The sequence below is a fragment of the Lentibacillus halophilus genome (assembly GCF_055395055.1).
This window is the reverse complement of the sequence record NZ_AP043750.1, coordinates 2,260,568-2,276,660: the sequence shown is the minus strand read 5'-3', so window position 1 is coordinate 2,276,660 and position 16,093 is coordinate 2,260,568. Positions and strand designations below refer to the sequence as shown.

Below are 16,093 nucleotides of genomic sequence, written 5' to 3'. Positions count from 1 at the left end.
CGCTTTCTACTCCTCCTCTCTTGGCTGTGCTTTACCAAGGTATAACATCCCGTTTTCGACTTTATGTTCATAGATGTCCAATCCTGCGGTCGGTGGCGTATTCGGGACGTTCACACCGCTCTTGTAATAGCGCCCGCCATGACAAGGGCAATAAAACTCATCGGGATAATCATCACTGCCTTCCCATGAAACAAAACAGCCTAAATGTTTACAAATCGGGGAAAGTGCAACGATATCTCCATTTTCCTTCTTATAAACCCAAGCGGCTTTCGTCACTTTGGATTCATACCATCCATCCACTTGATCGATCTTCCACTCGACACGCTGCGGTTCGTTTGTAATGTCCTCAACAGCCAGTTTTACGTTTGTGTAGTCACCGGATGCGGAACTTTTCTGAAGTACCGGGTCAATCGCCATGCGAAGTGGTGAAACAATCAATCCGGCAGCCATGAAGCCTCCTGCTCCAGTAAGTGTATAGTTCAGAAACTGCCGGCGGGATACCGATTTTTTGTCTTCACTCATGATTTTCCCCCCTCTATACATTTTTCACGGACAAAATTATGAAATCAGTTTACTAGGACACTACCATGATAGCGCAAACGATGTGGCGGGTCAATATAAATTCATTGTTACGGATGACGATTGAGCTATGTTTTCAGATCGTCATGCCAATAACTTTTAATAAGATCACTGACCTCTCCCACCTGCTCTTTAATAATTGGTTGCATATTCTCAGGATCGGAATCATTACCAGCTGTTAAAGGCAACCAGATCAAGGTTCCAGGAAGTGCTTGTTCATGCTTTTTCCAACCGGAATCGGACGTTATAAAAAAAACATGGAAAAACGGCTGAGCTTGTATATCCCGAATCCAAGTACGCAGACGATTCAATTCCGATTCTTTATCGGCGGATTTTAAATACCGATAACCAGGTATCATCATTATTCTGCCGGTAAGTTCTCTTTCCAATTCGCGTAAAAACACCGCCTGTGCTTCAGATTGAAATGCATCCTTTTCAAGACTTGCATCATAAGATAATTGAAAAGGAAGCAATGGTACAATGGCTGTATCCACATATTCCTTTGCCTGAACAAATTGCTGCAAATCATTTTTCATCCATTCCATAGTGTCCTCCCTGCTTCAGTATCTATTCTCTCCATCATGGAAAATGATCATTATTGTCTATTATGCGAAGGAACCAAAAAAAAATCAACCTATCCAATCAGAAATCAGGCTGATTTAATCTGCTATTATCGACATGATTAAGCTGGTCGACAAGGTCGAAAAACGTATGTCGGTCTCTTTTATCAAGTGCATAATCAATTCTTTTCTCCAAAACTGTGCGTCGATACGTATATATGGTGAAATCAAGTATTTGTTTCGCTGCATCTTTATCATGGTTGGTAATGAAATAGTCATCCGAAATAAACGGATTCTCCTCAAGAACGGCCGCATAACGACTGTTCTGATGGGATTTTTTGAAATTTAATTGAATATATAATGAATCTTGCCGGTTCATGCGAATATCATGAAACGATTTCTCAGCATCCGTTGTGACAAGCTGTTTTTTATAGAAACGGAAAGGAACGTCCTCTGAGCATTGGCTGGTTATGATGAGTCCTCTTGGGCAATATTTTGCTTCACGAACAAAGTGAGTGTTTTCCAACAAATTGGGATAATTGACTATATAATTTAAAATCCATACACTTTCCCGTTTTTTTAACTGATAATGATTTAAAAACCACCGAATAAAGCTTTTTTTGTCTTGTACGGAAACAGGAGTTTGCATCACAATAACCTCCCTCACGCTCCATTTGGATCATTACGCATCACGCGTATCTTTCAGCCTGGAAACATACTCTTCTATGTCAGCATCGAGCGGCTGCAGTTGCAGATATGTTTCTAACAATTCAATCGCGTCCTCAAACCTCCCTTCTTCGGCAAGAAAATAGCCGTATTCCCTCAGAAAGTCACTGTCTTGGTTTAAGCTATTATATGCCTCTTTATAATGGTTTAATGCATGGTTATAAGATTCCGTTTCGTTATAGGCGCGTGCAAGCTCCCACTCATAAATGGGGTCTTTTCCTTCTTCCTGACTTATTTCCGTAAGCAATTCGATAATATCATCATGTTTATCCTGCTGTTTTAACAGCTGAATTAAAAACAGAACAGCTTCTTTATAGTCCGGGTCAAGGGTAATGGCCTCACGTACCCACTTTTCGCTCTCATTATCGTTTTTAAGCTGATGGGCCATGGAGCCTGCGAAAAAGTATAATTCTTTATTGAATTCATCCACTTGAATACCTTGTAAGGCGGTGTCATATGCCTCCTGAATCATTTCCTCGGATTCATATGCTTTAGCCAATTGATAATACGCGGAATGATAATATACGTCCTGTTCCAACACATGTTTCCATGCTTTGATGGCGATATCCCTGCGCCCAGCATGCAGTGCCGTGAACCCATATTTAAATAACGTATCAGGATCTTCAGAGTCAACCTCCTGAAATATGTCGAGTGCAATCTCATATTCACCGGACGCTGCGTATGCTTCAGCAAGTCGATCATTGACCGATACATGGTTGACTTCTTTCATAACGGGCAAAACCTTTTCATAGTACGTAATGGCTTTTCGGTAATCACCGTTTGAAAATAGCAGCTCTCCAAGTGCAAAGTCGATAATCGGCTCATTGGGGTCGAAATGTTTTGCCGTCAACAACTTTTGTTCAGCTACCTCGAACAGACCCTGCGTTTGATAGAGATCGGCCAACTGTAATAACGCCTGAACATAATCGGGATCATCCTCTCCCACCTCATTCAGAAGATTAATGGCTTCTTCATCATAATCCTGTTCGATATAAACGTCCGCTAGCATAATTTTTATTTCATTTTCTTTCGGAAATTGATGCATCAGTTCATCTAAAATGTCGGCTGCCTCATTTAAAAATCCCCATTGCACATATAGTTCGGCAATCGTGAATTTTTCTTCATCATCGGCTTTCGGAAGGTAGTCCTCAAGGAGGGCTATGGCTTTTTCCATTTGCTTATTTTCCATTAAATGAACGGCTTCCATTATAGTGGTATCCATCCGGAACATCCTTTCTGCCTCAAACTCATTCATCCATCATACAGAATACAATAGGTTGATTCAATCGCAAACGAATCAGACTGCAATGATCGCGATTACGAATGAGTGATCCGGCGCAAATGTTGAAAAAAGTCAGGATAAGAAATAGCAATGGGTGAAATATCATCGATAACAAGTGTTTCTTCTGCAATTAGCGACGCAATGGCAAGCATCATAGCCATGCGGTGATCGTTATATGTTATAGTCCTGCCTCCGGTCAAAACGGATGTACCGTTAATCACCATTCCATCATCTGTTGGCCGAATGGATGCCCCTATTCTGTTCAACTCGTCCGCTGTTGCTTTTATCCGATCAGTCTCTTTCAAACGTAGTTCTTCGGCATCACGGATCTTTGTTTCACCATCCGCTTGCGTCGCTGCCAAAGCGAGTACTGGAATTTCATCAATAAGCCTTGGAATCATATCTCCTTCGATAACAGTACCATTCAGAGGACGTTGCCGAATGGTAATATCGCCCAATGGTTCACCGCCTGTAGTTTGTTTATTTGTGATATGGATTTCTGTTCCCATGCTGCTTAAAACATCCATTATCCCTGTCCGGCTGTGATTAAGACCGACACGGCGAAGGGTCAATTCACTTCCAGGAACAATGGCTGCAGCAACCATAAAAAACGCAGCGGAAGAAATATCACCAGGAACAGCCACGTCTGCAGCCGTTAACGATTTGTCACTGGACACTTGAATGCTGTGACCGTTTGCTGTTATGTCTGCACCAAATGCGCGGAGCATGTTTTCGGTATGGTTTCGCGAAGGCGTTTCTTCAATCACTTCGGTCGTTCCTGTTGCGAATAATCCACCCAGAAGTACAGCCGATTTCACCTGGGCACTTTTCACCGGGAGCCTGTAATGTATGCCTTGGAGGTTCCCGCCTCTAATGGCTAGTGGTAAATAATTCCCGTTGTTGCGCCCGTCAAAATGTCCACCCATTGTCGAAAGCGGTTTGACGACTCGATCCATGGGACGGCGTGTTAAATGCGGGTCCCCATACGCGGAAGTAAAAAACGGTAATCCGGCCAGAACTCCAAGCATTAACCTGGCCGTTGTCCCTGAATTGCCGAAATAAATTGGCTCTTCCGGCTCCAACAATGATGATGTGCCTTTTCCATGAATAATCAGTGATGTTTCGTTTTCCTCAATCAGGGTCCCCATCTGCCGGAAAGCTTCGATCGTGCGCCTCGTGTCTTCACTGGTCAGAAATTGTGTAATGGTTGTTGTACCGTTTGCAAGGGCTCCCAGTATAATCGACCGATGGGAGATCGATTTGTCCCCTGGCACCTGCATTTCCCCTGTTATTGGTGATGAAATTGGGGTAAGAGCCATTTCACTCAATTCGTTCACGCCCTTTTCGTGCTATTCTTCAAGCATTAATTCATATCCTTTGTCATGCAGCAATTGATAGCTTTTCTGTTGCTCTTCTTTCGTTGATACACTAAGACGTAACACACCTGTTATACCTTCTCTTATTTCAAGGATTCGTATGTTGGTAATACTGACATTTTCTTCAGCCAGCACACTGGCCACAGAGGCAATAGCGCCTGTTTGGTCCCGTATATCAACATAAAGATCATAAAATGACGGGATGGCACCCTTTTTCTTAGCACCAAGCCCGTCCCGGTATTCTTTTGCCTGTTTCAAATAGCCGGTGAGCTGTTCTTTATCATTCTCAAAAAGCATGTGTTTTAAGGACGCCATTTCTTCCATCCAATCGTCAATTAATTCAATCATTTTCCATTTATTATGATAGAAAATATCCTGCCATAGCTCAGGACTCCCAGAGGCGATTCTGGTCACGTCTCGAAATCCTCCAGCTGCAAGTTTAGGAATGTATGCATGGGTTTTTTGCCATTTATTGGCCTGCTGGACAAGTGCAGAAGCTATCAAATGCGGAAAATGTGATATGACACCAGCCATTTCATCGTGTTCATTTGCTGTTAAATATAAAAAATGGCTTTTGGCTCCTTGAAGCATGTCCCGCAGCTGAGATAGTGCGGATTCATCGGTCGATTCCGTTGGCGTTAATACATAAATGGCATTCTCGAAAAGGTGGTCTTTCGCTGCATTGACTCCCTTTTTGTGCGAACCGGCCATGGGATGTCCGCCTATAAATTGAATGCGGTCGTTTTGCAAATGGTTGGCCTCAGCCATGACTGGTTCTTTAACCGATGACACATCACTGACCAAGACATCATGATCAAACGTGATGGCGTCGAGTTTATGCATCATTTTAATCGTTTCTGTAATCGGGGCACCCAACACGATTAAGTCTGCTTTCTTGGCTGAAGCCGTTATATCTGTCCCAGACTCGTGAATGATACCGTGCAATCGTGCAAAATCGATAGTTTTCTGGTTTATGTCGTATCCGATAACGTGATAATCGTCTGATTTGGTAAAACATTTAGCTAATGAGCCGCCAATCAATCCCAAACCAATTACAAAAACAGTTTTGTTCACAATGATTACTCCTTATCCAGTTTGCCATTCATTTGGCGCAGAACGCCTTTCATATCTTCCATATCGTTTTCCTCACCAATCGTTACACGGATGGTACGGGGTGCACCGATGTCTTCCCCTGCTTTAACAATGAACCCATTCTCCAGTAAATGCTGATGCACACGCGTACCGCTTATAGGTGTTGATATGAGTAAAAAGTTTGTTTCCGAATCATAATATTGCCATCCAATCGTATCCAAAAAGTGCTCAAATGAATTTTTAATAGCGTGTGTATTTTGTAGTGTCTGCTCAAGAAACACATTATCCTGGATCGCCACGGATGCCGCTTCCTGAGCTAAAGACGATACGTTGAATGGCCCTCTAATAACATCCAACTTTTTAATCAATGATTCAGATGCTATGCCGTATCCCACTCTTAAGCCCGCCAAACCGTAAGCCTTGGAAAATGTGCGGAGAACAATCAAATTATCATACTTATCCAAATTGTTCAGCACATGAGGATCAGCATCTTTGCTCATGTATTCGTAATAAGCTTCATCCAGTACAACGAGAACATCAGATGGACAAGCATTCATAAACGTATAAAAATCATTTTCAGGGATAGCGCATCCCGTCGGATTATTTGGCGAGCAAAGCCATACAACAGTCGTCCGATCATCAATCGCATCAAGCATCCCAGATAAATCATGATACCCATCAATTAGGGGCACTTCCGTCACTTCTGCTCCCTCAATCCACGCCCCGTGCTTATATTGGGGAAAAGTTGGTGCAGCCATAACGGTGTTTGCACCAGGGTATAAAAAAGCTCGGGCAATCATTTGTACAATCTCATCTGTTCCAGCTCCAAACAGCAACTGCTTTTCGGATACATGCCATTTAGACGCTAAAGTCTTCCGCAATTCCGATGCATAACCATCCGGATAAAAATGATACGGAATCGTTGCCCCAGCCATATATGTATATACTTGATCGGAACAGCCGTATGGATTTTCATTGGACGCCAGTTTGACAATCCGGTTCAACCCATAGTCGTTCTTCACGTCGTCTATTCGTTTGCCGGGTTTATATGGTGTCATTTGTTCAAGTATATCTTTATTCCTCATCGTCTCATCCCCCATTCTTTGCTTGTTTTGCCAGTTCATCCAGAAAAGATGTCAAGTGAACTCGTAAATCTGCATCATCGATGTTATCGGTGCATGGGTGACCCACTTCTTTCAAAAGAACCATTCGGATGGAGGCATTGTTTGCTTTTTTGTCCAGTTTCATCTTTGTAATGATCGTCTCTGCATCAATTACCGGCAATTCTAATGGATAGTCGTTTGTTTTCAACCAAGTATATAGCTTTTCCAATGGAAGATTTGTATCATAGGCTCCCTCACTGACCCGTATGGCAAATAACAACCCAATGGCCACTAGCTCCCCATGTGTCCATTTTCCATAACCGAGCAAAGCTTCCAGCGCATGTCCCAGTGTGTGACCCAGATTGAGATATGTGCGGACACCTGATTCGTATTCATCCGTTTCAACAATGGATGCTTTTATACGAATACCTCTCATAATATCCTCAGTAAGTTCGTTATTGGTCAATGATGCTAAATTTCGATTCATCAGTGTGTGAAAAAAATCGGCATCAGAAAGTAGCGCCTCTTTGACAAGTTCCGCATAACCTGACCGTATTTCCTGCTTATTGAGTGTGTGCAATGTTTGTATATCATAAATGACGGCATTCGGTGGATAAAAATTGCCAATCAAATTTTTCCCGTGCTCATGATTAATAGCAACCTTCCCACCGACACTGCTATCATGAGCAAGAATGGTCGTCGGCATTTGAATGAAATCAATTCCGCGCATAAAAGTTGCTGCTGCAAAGCCTGCCGCATCCCCTACAACTCCGCCCCCAAGCGCGATAATCAGTGACTGTCTGTCAAGTCCGCATGTGATGGCTTTGGTGTGGAGTTGATAAAATATGTCGACACTTTTTGCTTGTTCGCCCACTGGAATAACATGGGTGAAAACACGGGACTGGTCCAATCCTTCTTTAACATCTTCCAGGTAATGGCCACTGACTGCTTCATCCGTAATAATCAGTACGGACGTATAGGATCCGGGCAACAAATAATTGATGTCACGACGAATACCTTCTCCGACGTATATGGGGTATGTCCTGGAAGCGGCCTTTACATTCAAAACATCCATCAGAAGCACCTTATTTCTTCACGATAATCGTTAATTGCTTTCTGTAGTTTCGGGAATTGATCATGCGGAAATTGCTCCGTTATAGCTTTAGCAATTTCAAAAGCCACAACATGCTCCATGACGACGGATGCAGCAGGCACAGCACAGGAATCAGACCGTTCAATGCTTGCATTAAAGGCTTCTTTTGTTTCGATATCAATGCTTTGAAGTGGCTTATACAGCGTTGGGATGGGTTTCATAACCCCCTTTATGATAAGCGGCATACCGGTTGACATTCCGCCTTCCAATCCTCCAAGTCGGTTTGTCTTTCGATAATAACCAGCTTCCTCACTCCACGTGATTTCATCGTGAACCTGACTGCCATGTTTTCGAGCTGCTTCAAATCCCAGCCCGAATTCAACCCCTTTAAATGCATTAATACTCATAACGTTGCCCGCTATTCGTCCATCCAATTTACGATCATAATGAACGTATGATCCGATGCCTGCTGGCAATCCTTCAACATACACTTCCGCAACACCACCTATGGAATCGCCATCTTTTTTGGCTTGATCGATGGCATCCTTCATGGGTTGCTCGACATTTTCATCAAGGGTTCGGACAGGGGAATCTTCAGAAATCCGTTGTCTGTCGGCAATGGTTAAGGAACTGTCGTCTTCTGCTGTAATTCCGGCTATTTCTTTGACATAACCGGCAATATGGATGTCCAACTGTTTAAGCAGCGTTTTGGCAACCGCACCAGCCGCAACACGTGCAGCCGTTTCTCTTGCTGATGAACGCTCTAGAACGTTCCGCATATCACGGTGACCATATTTCAGCGCTCCATTCAAATCAGCATGTCCTGGCCTTGGACGTGATACTTTCCGCCGCAATTGTTTGTCGTCCTCAACGGGGTCTTCACCCATGATGTCAACCCAGTGTCTAAAATCATCATTATGTATGACCAGCGATATCGGTGAACCGAGGGTATACCCATGCCTTACACCGCTTGTGATTTCCGCCATATCTTTTTCAATTTGCATTCGTTTGCCACGACCATGCCCTTTTTGCCTCCGGACCAATGATCCGTTAATATCTTCCTGAAGCAACGGCATATTGGAAGGGACGCCCTCCACAATTGTCGTCATTTGTTTACCATGAGACTCACCGGCTGTCATGTACCGCATGTCACTTCCTCCTTCACGGAATTTTGTATTACTATATCATATCAAAGCTCACTATTGGTAGTTTTCATTAAAAAATTTACCGCATCTTCTGACTGGTAAAAAAAATACGTTTGCATCACATCAAACGGTTAGGTATGTTTTTCGTGTATACAAAACCTCCGTTCAAAAACGGAGGCCCAACACTCAATAAATCCATTCACTATCCTGTTTGGAATAAGTTTTAATTTCATTGTCCTGGAAGAAAAGATTGATTTCTTTTTCAGCACTCTCAGGAGAATCGGATCCATGAATGATATTTTTTCCGACCGTCATACCATAGTCTCCGCGAATTGTGCCGGGAGCTGCTTCAAGTGGGTTGGTTTTGCCCATCATATCGCGTGCTATCGCAATGACATTTTCTCCTTCCCACACCATTGCAAAAACAGGTCCGGATGTGATGAATTCAACCAATTCCCCGTAGAATGGTTTATCTTGGTGCTCGTCATAATGTGTTTTTGCCATATCATCAGACATTTGCATAAGCTTTGCTCCGACCAATTTAAATCCTTTACGCTCAAATCGACTTACCATTTCACCGACCAGATTGCGTTGAACGCCATCCGGCTTTACCATTAAAAATGTTTTTTCCATTTTGTGCACCTCTTTTTTTATGTAGTTTGTTCAAACGAACCGTAAAAAATTTTATCAGACTTCCGGTTGAATAACAACATGCTTAAGAACGTCTTTTACCAATATACTTCGCAATGCGTTGCAATGTGTGCTTTGCTTTATCATGTGGAAGATATTCCAACTGCATCAGCGCTTTTTGCAAATAGTGATCACTGACCCGGTAAGAAGCATTCATAGCATGGGTCTGCTTTAATGATTTGACCAATGGATCCATGGATGCAGCGGTCACCTGCGACGGATTACTGAATGTTTCGCGCAGTTTTTTCTCAAACGATGGATCTTTCATTGCAAAAAGCACTGGCAAGGTAACATTCCCTTGCATTAAATCATTTCCGGCGGACTTTCCCAATTCCTGTTCCGATGCGGTGAAATCAAGGATGTCATCAATAATTTGATAAGACATACCAATATAATAACCATAGCGGAATAACCTGTCCGCCTGTCTATCAGGGATACCGGATGCAATGGCACCAAGTTTGCAACTGGCGGCAATAAGCAATGCCGTCTTGCGTTTGATTCTTCGCAAATAATCACGCAAGGTTTGTTCAAAGTTATACTTATCGTTGATTTGTTCAATTTCGCCCTTGGCAACTTGAACCATCGTCCGGGAAAGAATGCGGTGTGCAGCAGGCGTTTCCAGCTTGGTGATGTTTTCCAATGCCTTGGCCAGAATGAAATCACCGGTATACATAGCTGTGCGGTTGCCATATAGCGATTTAATGGTAGGGTTGCCCCGCCGTAATGAAGCATTATCGATCACATCATCATGTACGAGTGATGCCATATGTATCAATTCCAACGATACAGCAACTGTTTTAATGCGCTCAGTATGATATTCTCCAAACTGGCCGCACAACAAGACAAAAACAGGGCGGATGCGTTTTCCCCCCGCCTGCAACAATTGTGTGGACGTTTCACGCAATATATCATGATCGGCTTGAATCGTATCAGCGAGAGCATGTTCAATGATATCCAATTCTTTTTTTAAATGCCCGTATGTTTTCGTCAACTTCATGCATGTCACCTTTAATCCTGTATTGACTGGATGTCCTGTCTCACCTGTATAATCCAATAGCAAAAGCGGACTCATCCGTCACAACATCGATATAAAAACGTCATTGTGCTGTGCGGAAAGCACTTACCCATCCTGGTCCTTTTTCATTCCCATATGCATAGCAGCCACTCCTCCCGTATACGGCTTCACCTTGACATAGTCAAAACCGGCCGTATAAAACATTTGTTTCAGTGTTTGTTTATCAGGAAAATCTTTTGCTGATTCATGCAGCCATGCATATTCTTTGTAACTTTTGGCAAATAATTTTCCCAGCAACGGCATGATAAAACGGAAATAAAAATAATAGGCTTGTCGAAAGCCAATCAGCGTTGGCTGAGAAGTCTCCAGACATACAGCTGATCCGCCCGGTTTAACAACACGATGCATTTCTTCAAGTACTCTCATATAGTCAGGAACGTTACGCAGTCCAAAACCAATGGTGACATAATCAAATGAATGGCTTTCAAACGGAAGCTCCATGGCATTACCCTGCATAAAAGTCAACTGTTTGTGTTGAGCCGTGTCTTTTTTTGATCTAGCCACAGCCAGCATATTGTTGCTAAAGTCCAAACCGATCACATGACCGGATTCGCCTGCAGCTCCCGCGAGAGAAAAAGCCCAGTCCCCGGTACCGCAGCATAGATCTAATGCTGATGCCCCTTCCGGCACGTTCATTTGTTTCATGACATCTTTGCGCCAGGCTTTATGGCGTTGAAAGGAAATAATCGAGTTCATCTTATCATATCGATCCGAAATCTTTTCAAACACATGATGTACCCGTTCTTCTTTCGGTGATGGCTTCATACCTCTACCCTTCTTCCGCAATCGATCCGCTTTCGGATAAGGATTCATTACTAGTATTTCTGAGCTCAGCACTCAAACACGCAAAATCGGCCGGAAATTGCCGCAAACAAGTATCCATTGCTTCCAACTCCCTATTAAGAAACGATACAATGGTCTGATCATTTTCAGCTGCAATATATTCATTCCATATATCAAACGATGCTACATCGGCATTTTTTATGGATGTTCTCGCAGTAGCCAGCTTTTTGACGGCAAGCCATTCCGGGGCAACACTCCGGATGGTTTTTTCTCCAGCAAAATCAGCAACCCGTGTAATTAAGAGTGAATCCAATTTTTTAATACGCTGGAGGACTAAATTAAACGACTCATGATTTCTTTCATAATATAATTGCATTTTCGTTTCATTGATTTCATTAATAGCCGCTGCCAGCACGCTAATCAGTCCAATATCCTCTGTCTCGGAAAGAAGCAGGTAATATAGACTGCTGTAATAATCACCGGCCAGGACGGATAATTGTTTGGATTTCTCTTCACATTCCGTATGCGGACGTTCATTGGTTTCAGGCACTGTATCATGTATATCCAACGCTGTTTGAACAAGCATGGTTGCCAAAATATAATTTTTCTTCGTTTCATCCGATAATAATGTATTGTTAAGGATGGTGGTTAGTATATATAATTTATCATCATTCAAATACGGAACCTGTACATATTTTGCAATCAGCGGATTATGTATTTTATCACGAATCAGCTCTTTTAGATCGCTCATGTTCATACTGGATCTGTCCAACATAACCATCGGCACCCTTCTTATTTGCTGCAAATTGTACATATATTATAGCATAATCTCGGCATGTTCCATAACAAAAAATCGAAAAGACGTGGCAGAAGGGGACCGTTCTTACCGGCTAGCCGTTTTCCATCTCCCCGTGACTTGTTTGAATAACAGCTTTTCCCCTCACTTTTACAGCCGACGTATGTTCTGTGAACTGTGCGATCATCACTTCATTTGCATCCAGTTTTTCCGAATGATGGAAGCGTGTATCACTGCCCCTTGTCAAACCAATTACATTCACACCATCTTCCAACGCTTTTATAACAAAAAAGTCATTTTTTTCCATTTTAACACTCCCAGTACACCATCATATCTGATCTCTGACCAACAGATTCATGAATAAATCTTAAACCTTTATCAATGGTGAGATGTTTAAAAAGGTATTAAAGTGAAAAAAGAGCACGTCTGAACGTGCCCTTATGCCCTATGTAAGAAAATTATTGAACACTTTCTTTAAGGGCTTTGCCTGGTTTGAACGCAGGAACTTTGCTTGCAGGAATCTTTATTTCTTCTCCTGTTTGCGGATTGCGTCCTTTCCGTTCCGAACGTTCACGCACTTCAAAGTTGCCAAAGCCGATTAATTGTACTTTTTCACCTTGTTTAAGTGAATCCATGACAGAGTCAAAAACTGCATCCACAGCTTTTGTAGCATCTTTTTTGGAAAGGTCGCTTTTTTCTGCAACAGCATCTATCAAGTCTGTTTTATTCATGACATTCACCTCCTCCCATGAAGTTTCCAAACGGTATAGAAACATCTTATCATGTACAACCATTTGTTTCCAAATCGTGCATTTTTAAACCCAACACCATCAAATCAATGATGACAAGGCTTATGTTAAACGAGATGAAACCAAAATTCAACAATATACATATAATTTATCCATATTTATTTCTTTTTTTGGTTATGTTTCTTGTTCCGATTACGAATGATGGATATTAATGGTAAAATGAAGTGCGATGTGTCCCCGAATGCATCATACCGCCCCATACAAACTATATACGACATAAAGATGTGAAATCCTGCCTTTGATTAAAAATCTTAAGGTATGCCCATATTAAAAAAAAACATTAGACAAAAAAATAGCAACTATGGCTAGCTGCTATAAAATAATGGCTATTAAACCACCGGAACCTTCATTGATAATCCGTTCCAGTGTATCTTTCAATTTATACCTTGCATTTTCCGGCATAAGGGAGATTTTCGCCTGTATACCTTCTCTGACGATGGAATTCAATGATCGCCCGAATATATCGGATTCCCAAATCGACAGCGGGTCCTCCTCAAAATCCTGCATCAGATACCTGACCAATTCCTCACTTTGCTTTTCCGTTCCGATAATAGGGGCAAATTCCGATTCAACATCCACTTTGACCATGTGAATGGAAGGAGCAATGGCTTTCAGTCGTACACCGAATCGAGACCCTTGTCGTATAATTTCTGGTTCATCCAGCTGCATATCTTCCAATTGCGGAGCAGCGATTCCATAACCGGTTTGCTTCACCATTTGCAAGGCGCTTGAAACCTGATCATATTCCCGTTTGGCATGGGCAAATTCCTGCATTAATTCAAGCAAATGTTCCTTGCCACGTATTTCCTCCCCGACTATCTCTTTTAGAACCTCGTCATATAAATAGTTGGGGGCATGGAGGTCAATTTCCGCTACGCCCTCTCCCATTTCCATACCAGCAAGATTGGCGCTGTCAATATAATCATAACCGTCAAAGTCACCGACAATGCTATCCACATCCCGAAGCCTTCGGATGTTTTTCACCGTTGTCTGAATGGCTTCCTGATAATCCTTGCGCAGCCAGTGATCATCATGCAGCACCATCACCCAGCTAGGAAGGTTCACATTAACTTCCAACACAGGGAATTCATATAAGGCTTCACGCATCACATTATAAACATCATGCTCCGACATTGATTCAATGTTGACGGACAAAACGGGTATGTCATATTTTTCCGCCAGATCATGTCGCAATTGTTCCGTTTCATCACTTGTAGGTTGCGATGAATTGACAACCATGATAAAGGGTTTGCCGACTTCTTTCATTTCCTCAACGATTTTTTCTTCCGGCTCCTCGTAATCGCTACGTTCAATATCACCGAACGACCCATCTGTTGTTATGATGACGCCAATGGTTGAGTGCTCCTGGATAACCTTTCTCGTACCAATCTCGGCGGCATCATGAAATGGAATCGGTTCTTCATACCACGGTGTATTGATCATCCTTGGTCCATTTTCATCTTCAAAACCTTTTGCCCCTTCCACAGCATAACCGACACAATCCACCAGACGGACATTTACATCAAGCCCTTCGTCAACATGGATAGACACGGCCTGGTTGGGAATAAACTTCGGTTCCGTCGTCATAATTGTTCGTCCAGCAGCACTTTGCGGCAATTCATCATGAGCCCTGTCCCGTTCACCTTCATCAGATATATTCGGCATGATTCCCAGTTCCATAAATCGTTTAACAAATGTTGATTTTCCGGTCCGGACCGCGCCCACGACTCCAAGGTAAATATCGCCGTTTGTCCGCTTCGAAATATCTTTAAAAATATCAACTTTCTCCAAGTGATCCCCTCCCGATCTCCTATTGCATAATCATAAATACCTGAAAAATATAGACATTATAAATATATGATGTTGTCCCATCAAAATATGCCCTGATCCTGACGAAAAGAGTGAAAAAGATGAATCTGATTTAAAACAATAATAAAAATCCCTTGCAACACACTATATGTTACAAAGGATCGATTATGATTGATTATTGATTTTTATTAACGGAAACCTGGAATACTGGTTTGCCGTCCTGAATGGTGTATGGAAGGGAGTATGCCGGGACAAAAGGGGTGTTTTCCGCAAGCAAATACCTTATATCGTCCCCTATTTGATAATGATGATCATATTTCTGCAGTGCCCGATTCAAATCTACACTATAATCAACATACAAATCACCGTTGGTATCCATCACGATGGGAAGATTTTCTTTGGAATAGGGACTTTTTACATAGGGACGCTTGTCCAATCCGAGTTTTTTATAATTAATCCGGTAAACGCCTTTCGAAATTTCATGACCGAATGGAGGATATTTATTCTCTTTACGATACATTTGTACTTTTGTGATCACTTCTCTTATGGCATCAGCCATCCGCAGATCAATCAGCTTCACTCTCGGGTTCTCATCCGGTGTTATAATCGTATATTGATAAATACCACCATTTTCATACGCCGTTCCAGGGATTTCTGACAACAAATTCCGATCTTTTAAGTCCTGAAAGCTAATTAGATGCTTTCGGAAAATCGGTGTGTCCTTTGATTTTGTCTTAATCGGCAGCAGTCCGTCTGTTTCTTTTTGATACTGATCAACCGCTGTCTGTACCTTTTTCAATTGGGACTCGTTCGGTACGTTGTTTTTAGACATTTCACTTTCCGGATAGAGGCACCCGGTCAAAAAAATAACCATAACCGTCAAATAAAGAACTGTATATGTATGCTTAATCATATAGGAAACCTCCTAGCGTGTTGGACCGCTGAACACGATGTATAAAATAATGACAGCGCCAATGATCAAGGACAAATAGGCCAAAATAGACACAATGCCTGACGCCCATCCTTTTAGTTTGTATCTGCTAACAAGAATAAGCCCCATGGCTAAAAGCAGCAGCCCCATACCGATGAACGAAATCCACATATTCAGCATTCCTTCAGACATTTAACTCACCTCAATTCATTGCTGCAAACAACATGCATTATAACATAATCGA

Annotated in this window: 18 protein-coding genes; all 18 read right to left on the bottom strand. The window is 42.3% G+C overall.

What is annotated here, in order from left to right:
- Positions 1 to 6: 6 nt before the first annotated feature.
- Positions 7 to 522, bottom strand: a complete 516-nt coding sequence (locus ACZ5Q7_RS11250; RefSeq protein ID WP_343753101.1) for a QcrA and Rieske domain-containing protein — start codon at positions 520 to 522, stop codon at positions 7 to 9.
- A gap of 125 nt (positions 523 to 647) precedes the next feature.
- Positions 648 to 1,124, bottom strand: a complete 477-nt coding sequence (locus tag ACZ5Q7_RS11245) for a DUF2487 family protein (RefSeq protein ID WP_343753099.1) — start codon at positions 1,122 to 1,124, stop codon at positions 648 to 650.
- Between the two features lie 97 nt (positions 1,125 to 1,221).
- Complete coding sequence (locus ACZ5Q7_RS11240; protein ID WP_343753096.1) at positions 1,222 to 1,788, bottom strand: ReoY family proteolytic degradation factor; 567 nt, start codon at positions 1,786 to 1,788, stop codon at positions 1,222 to 1,224.
- A 33-nt stretch (positions 1,789 to 1,821) separates the two neighbouring features.
- Positions 1,822 to 3,087, bottom strand: a complete 1,266-nt coding sequence (locus ACZ5Q7_RS11235) for a tetratricopeptide repeat protein (RefSeq protein ID WP_343753094.1) — start codon at positions 3,085 to 3,087, stop codon at positions 1,822 to 1,824.
- A gap of 95 nt (positions 3,088 to 3,182) precedes the next feature.
- On the bottom strand, positions 3,183 to 4,466 hold the full coding sequence (gene aroA, locus ACZ5Q7_RS11230; RefSeq protein WP_343753741.1) for a 3-phosphoshikimate 1-carboxyvinyltransferase: 1,284 nt from the start codon (positions 4,464 to 4,466) through the stop codon (positions 3,183 to 3,185).
- Between the two features lie 30 nt (positions 4,467 to 4,496).
- The gene (locus ACZ5Q7_RS11225) at positions 4,497 to 5,597 is read right to left on the bottom strand and encodes a prephenate dehydrogenase (protein ID WP_343753092.1); all 1,101 of its coding nucleotides are present in this window, start codon (positions 5,595 to 5,597) and stop codon (positions 4,497 to 4,499) included.
- Between the two features lie 5 nt (positions 5,598 to 5,602).
- Complete coding sequence (hisC, locus tag ACZ5Q7_RS11220) at positions 5,603 to 6,700, bottom strand: histidinol-phosphate transaminase (RefSeq protein ID WP_343753090.1); 1,098 nt, start codon at positions 6,698 to 6,700, stop codon at positions 5,603 to 5,605.
- 4 nt (positions 6,701 to 6,704) lie between these two features.
- Positions 6,705 to 7,793 carry a 3-dehydroquinate synthase gene (aroB, locus tag ACZ5Q7_RS11215; RefSeq protein WP_343753088.1) on the bottom strand — a complete coding sequence of 363 codons (1,089 nt, stop codon included), beginning with the start codon at positions 7,791 to 7,793 and terminating at the stop codon, positions 6,705 to 6,707.
- Positions 7,793 to 8,959 carry a chorismate synthase gene (aroC, locus tag ACZ5Q7_RS11210; RefSeq protein WP_343753086.1) on the bottom strand — a complete coding sequence of 389 codons (1,167 nt, stop codon included), beginning with the start codon at positions 8,957 to 8,959 and terminating at the stop codon, positions 7,793 to 7,795. Before aroC ends, aroB begins: the two co-directional genes overlap by 1 nt.
- Before the next feature lie 183 nt (positions 8,960 to 9,142).
- Positions 9,143 to 9,589, bottom strand: coding sequence for a nucleoside-diphosphate kinase (ndk, locus tag ACZ5Q7_RS11205; RefSeq protein WP_343753084.1), 447 nt, complete (start codon positions 9,587 to 9,589; stop codon positions 9,143 to 9,145).
- 82 nt (positions 9,590 to 9,671) lie between these two features.
- Entirely contained in the window at positions 9,672 to 10,643 is a 972-nt protein-coding gene (gene hepT / locus ACZ5Q7_RS11200) for a heptaprenyl diphosphate synthase component II (RefSeq protein WP_343753082.1), read from the bottom strand.
- Between the two features lie 123 nt (positions 10,644 to 10,766).
- Positions 10,767 to 11,486, bottom strand: coding sequence for a demethylmenaquinone methyltransferase (locus tag ACZ5Q7_RS11195; protein WP_343753080.1), 720 nt, complete (start codon positions 11,484 to 11,486; stop codon positions 10,767 to 10,769).
- 4 nt (positions 11,487 to 11,490) lie between these two features.
- Complete coding sequence (locus ACZ5Q7_RS11190; protein WP_343753078.1) at positions 11,491 to 12,285, bottom strand: heptaprenyl diphosphate synthase component 1; 795 nt, start codon at positions 12,283 to 12,285, stop codon at positions 11,491 to 11,493.
- Positions 12,286 to 12,394: 109 nt separating this feature from the next.
- Positions 12,395 to 12,607, bottom strand: coding sequence for a trp RNA-binding attenuation protein MtrB (gene mtrB / locus ACZ5Q7_RS11185; protein ID WP_343753076.1), 213 nt, complete (start codon positions 12,605 to 12,607; stop codon positions 12,395 to 12,397).
- 151 nt (positions 12,608 to 12,758) lie between these two features.
- Complete coding sequence (locus ACZ5Q7_RS11180) at positions 12,759 to 13,031, bottom strand: HU family DNA-binding protein (protein ID WP_343753074.1); 273 nt, start codon at positions 13,029 to 13,031, stop codon at positions 12,759 to 12,761.
- Positions 13,032 to 13,421: 390 nt separating this feature from the next.
- Positions 13,422 to 14,900, bottom strand: coding sequence for a stage IV sporulation protein A (spoIVA, locus tag ACZ5Q7_RS11175; protein ID WP_343753072.1), 1,479 nt, complete (start codon positions 14,898 to 14,900; stop codon positions 13,422 to 13,424).
- Between the two features lie 193 nt (positions 14,901 to 15,093).
- Positions 15,094 to 15,831, bottom strand: a complete 738-nt coding sequence (locus ACZ5Q7_RS11170; protein WP_343753070.1) for a hypothetical protein — start codon at positions 15,829 to 15,831, stop codon at positions 15,094 to 15,096.
- Positions 15,832 to 15,843: 12 nt separating this feature from the next.
- Complete coding sequence (locus ACZ5Q7_RS11165) at positions 15,844 to 16,041, bottom strand: DUF2768 domain-containing protein (protein ID WP_343753068.1); 198 nt, start codon at positions 16,039 to 16,041, stop codon at positions 15,844 to 15,846.
- Positions 16,042 to 16,093: the final 52 nt, after the last annotated feature.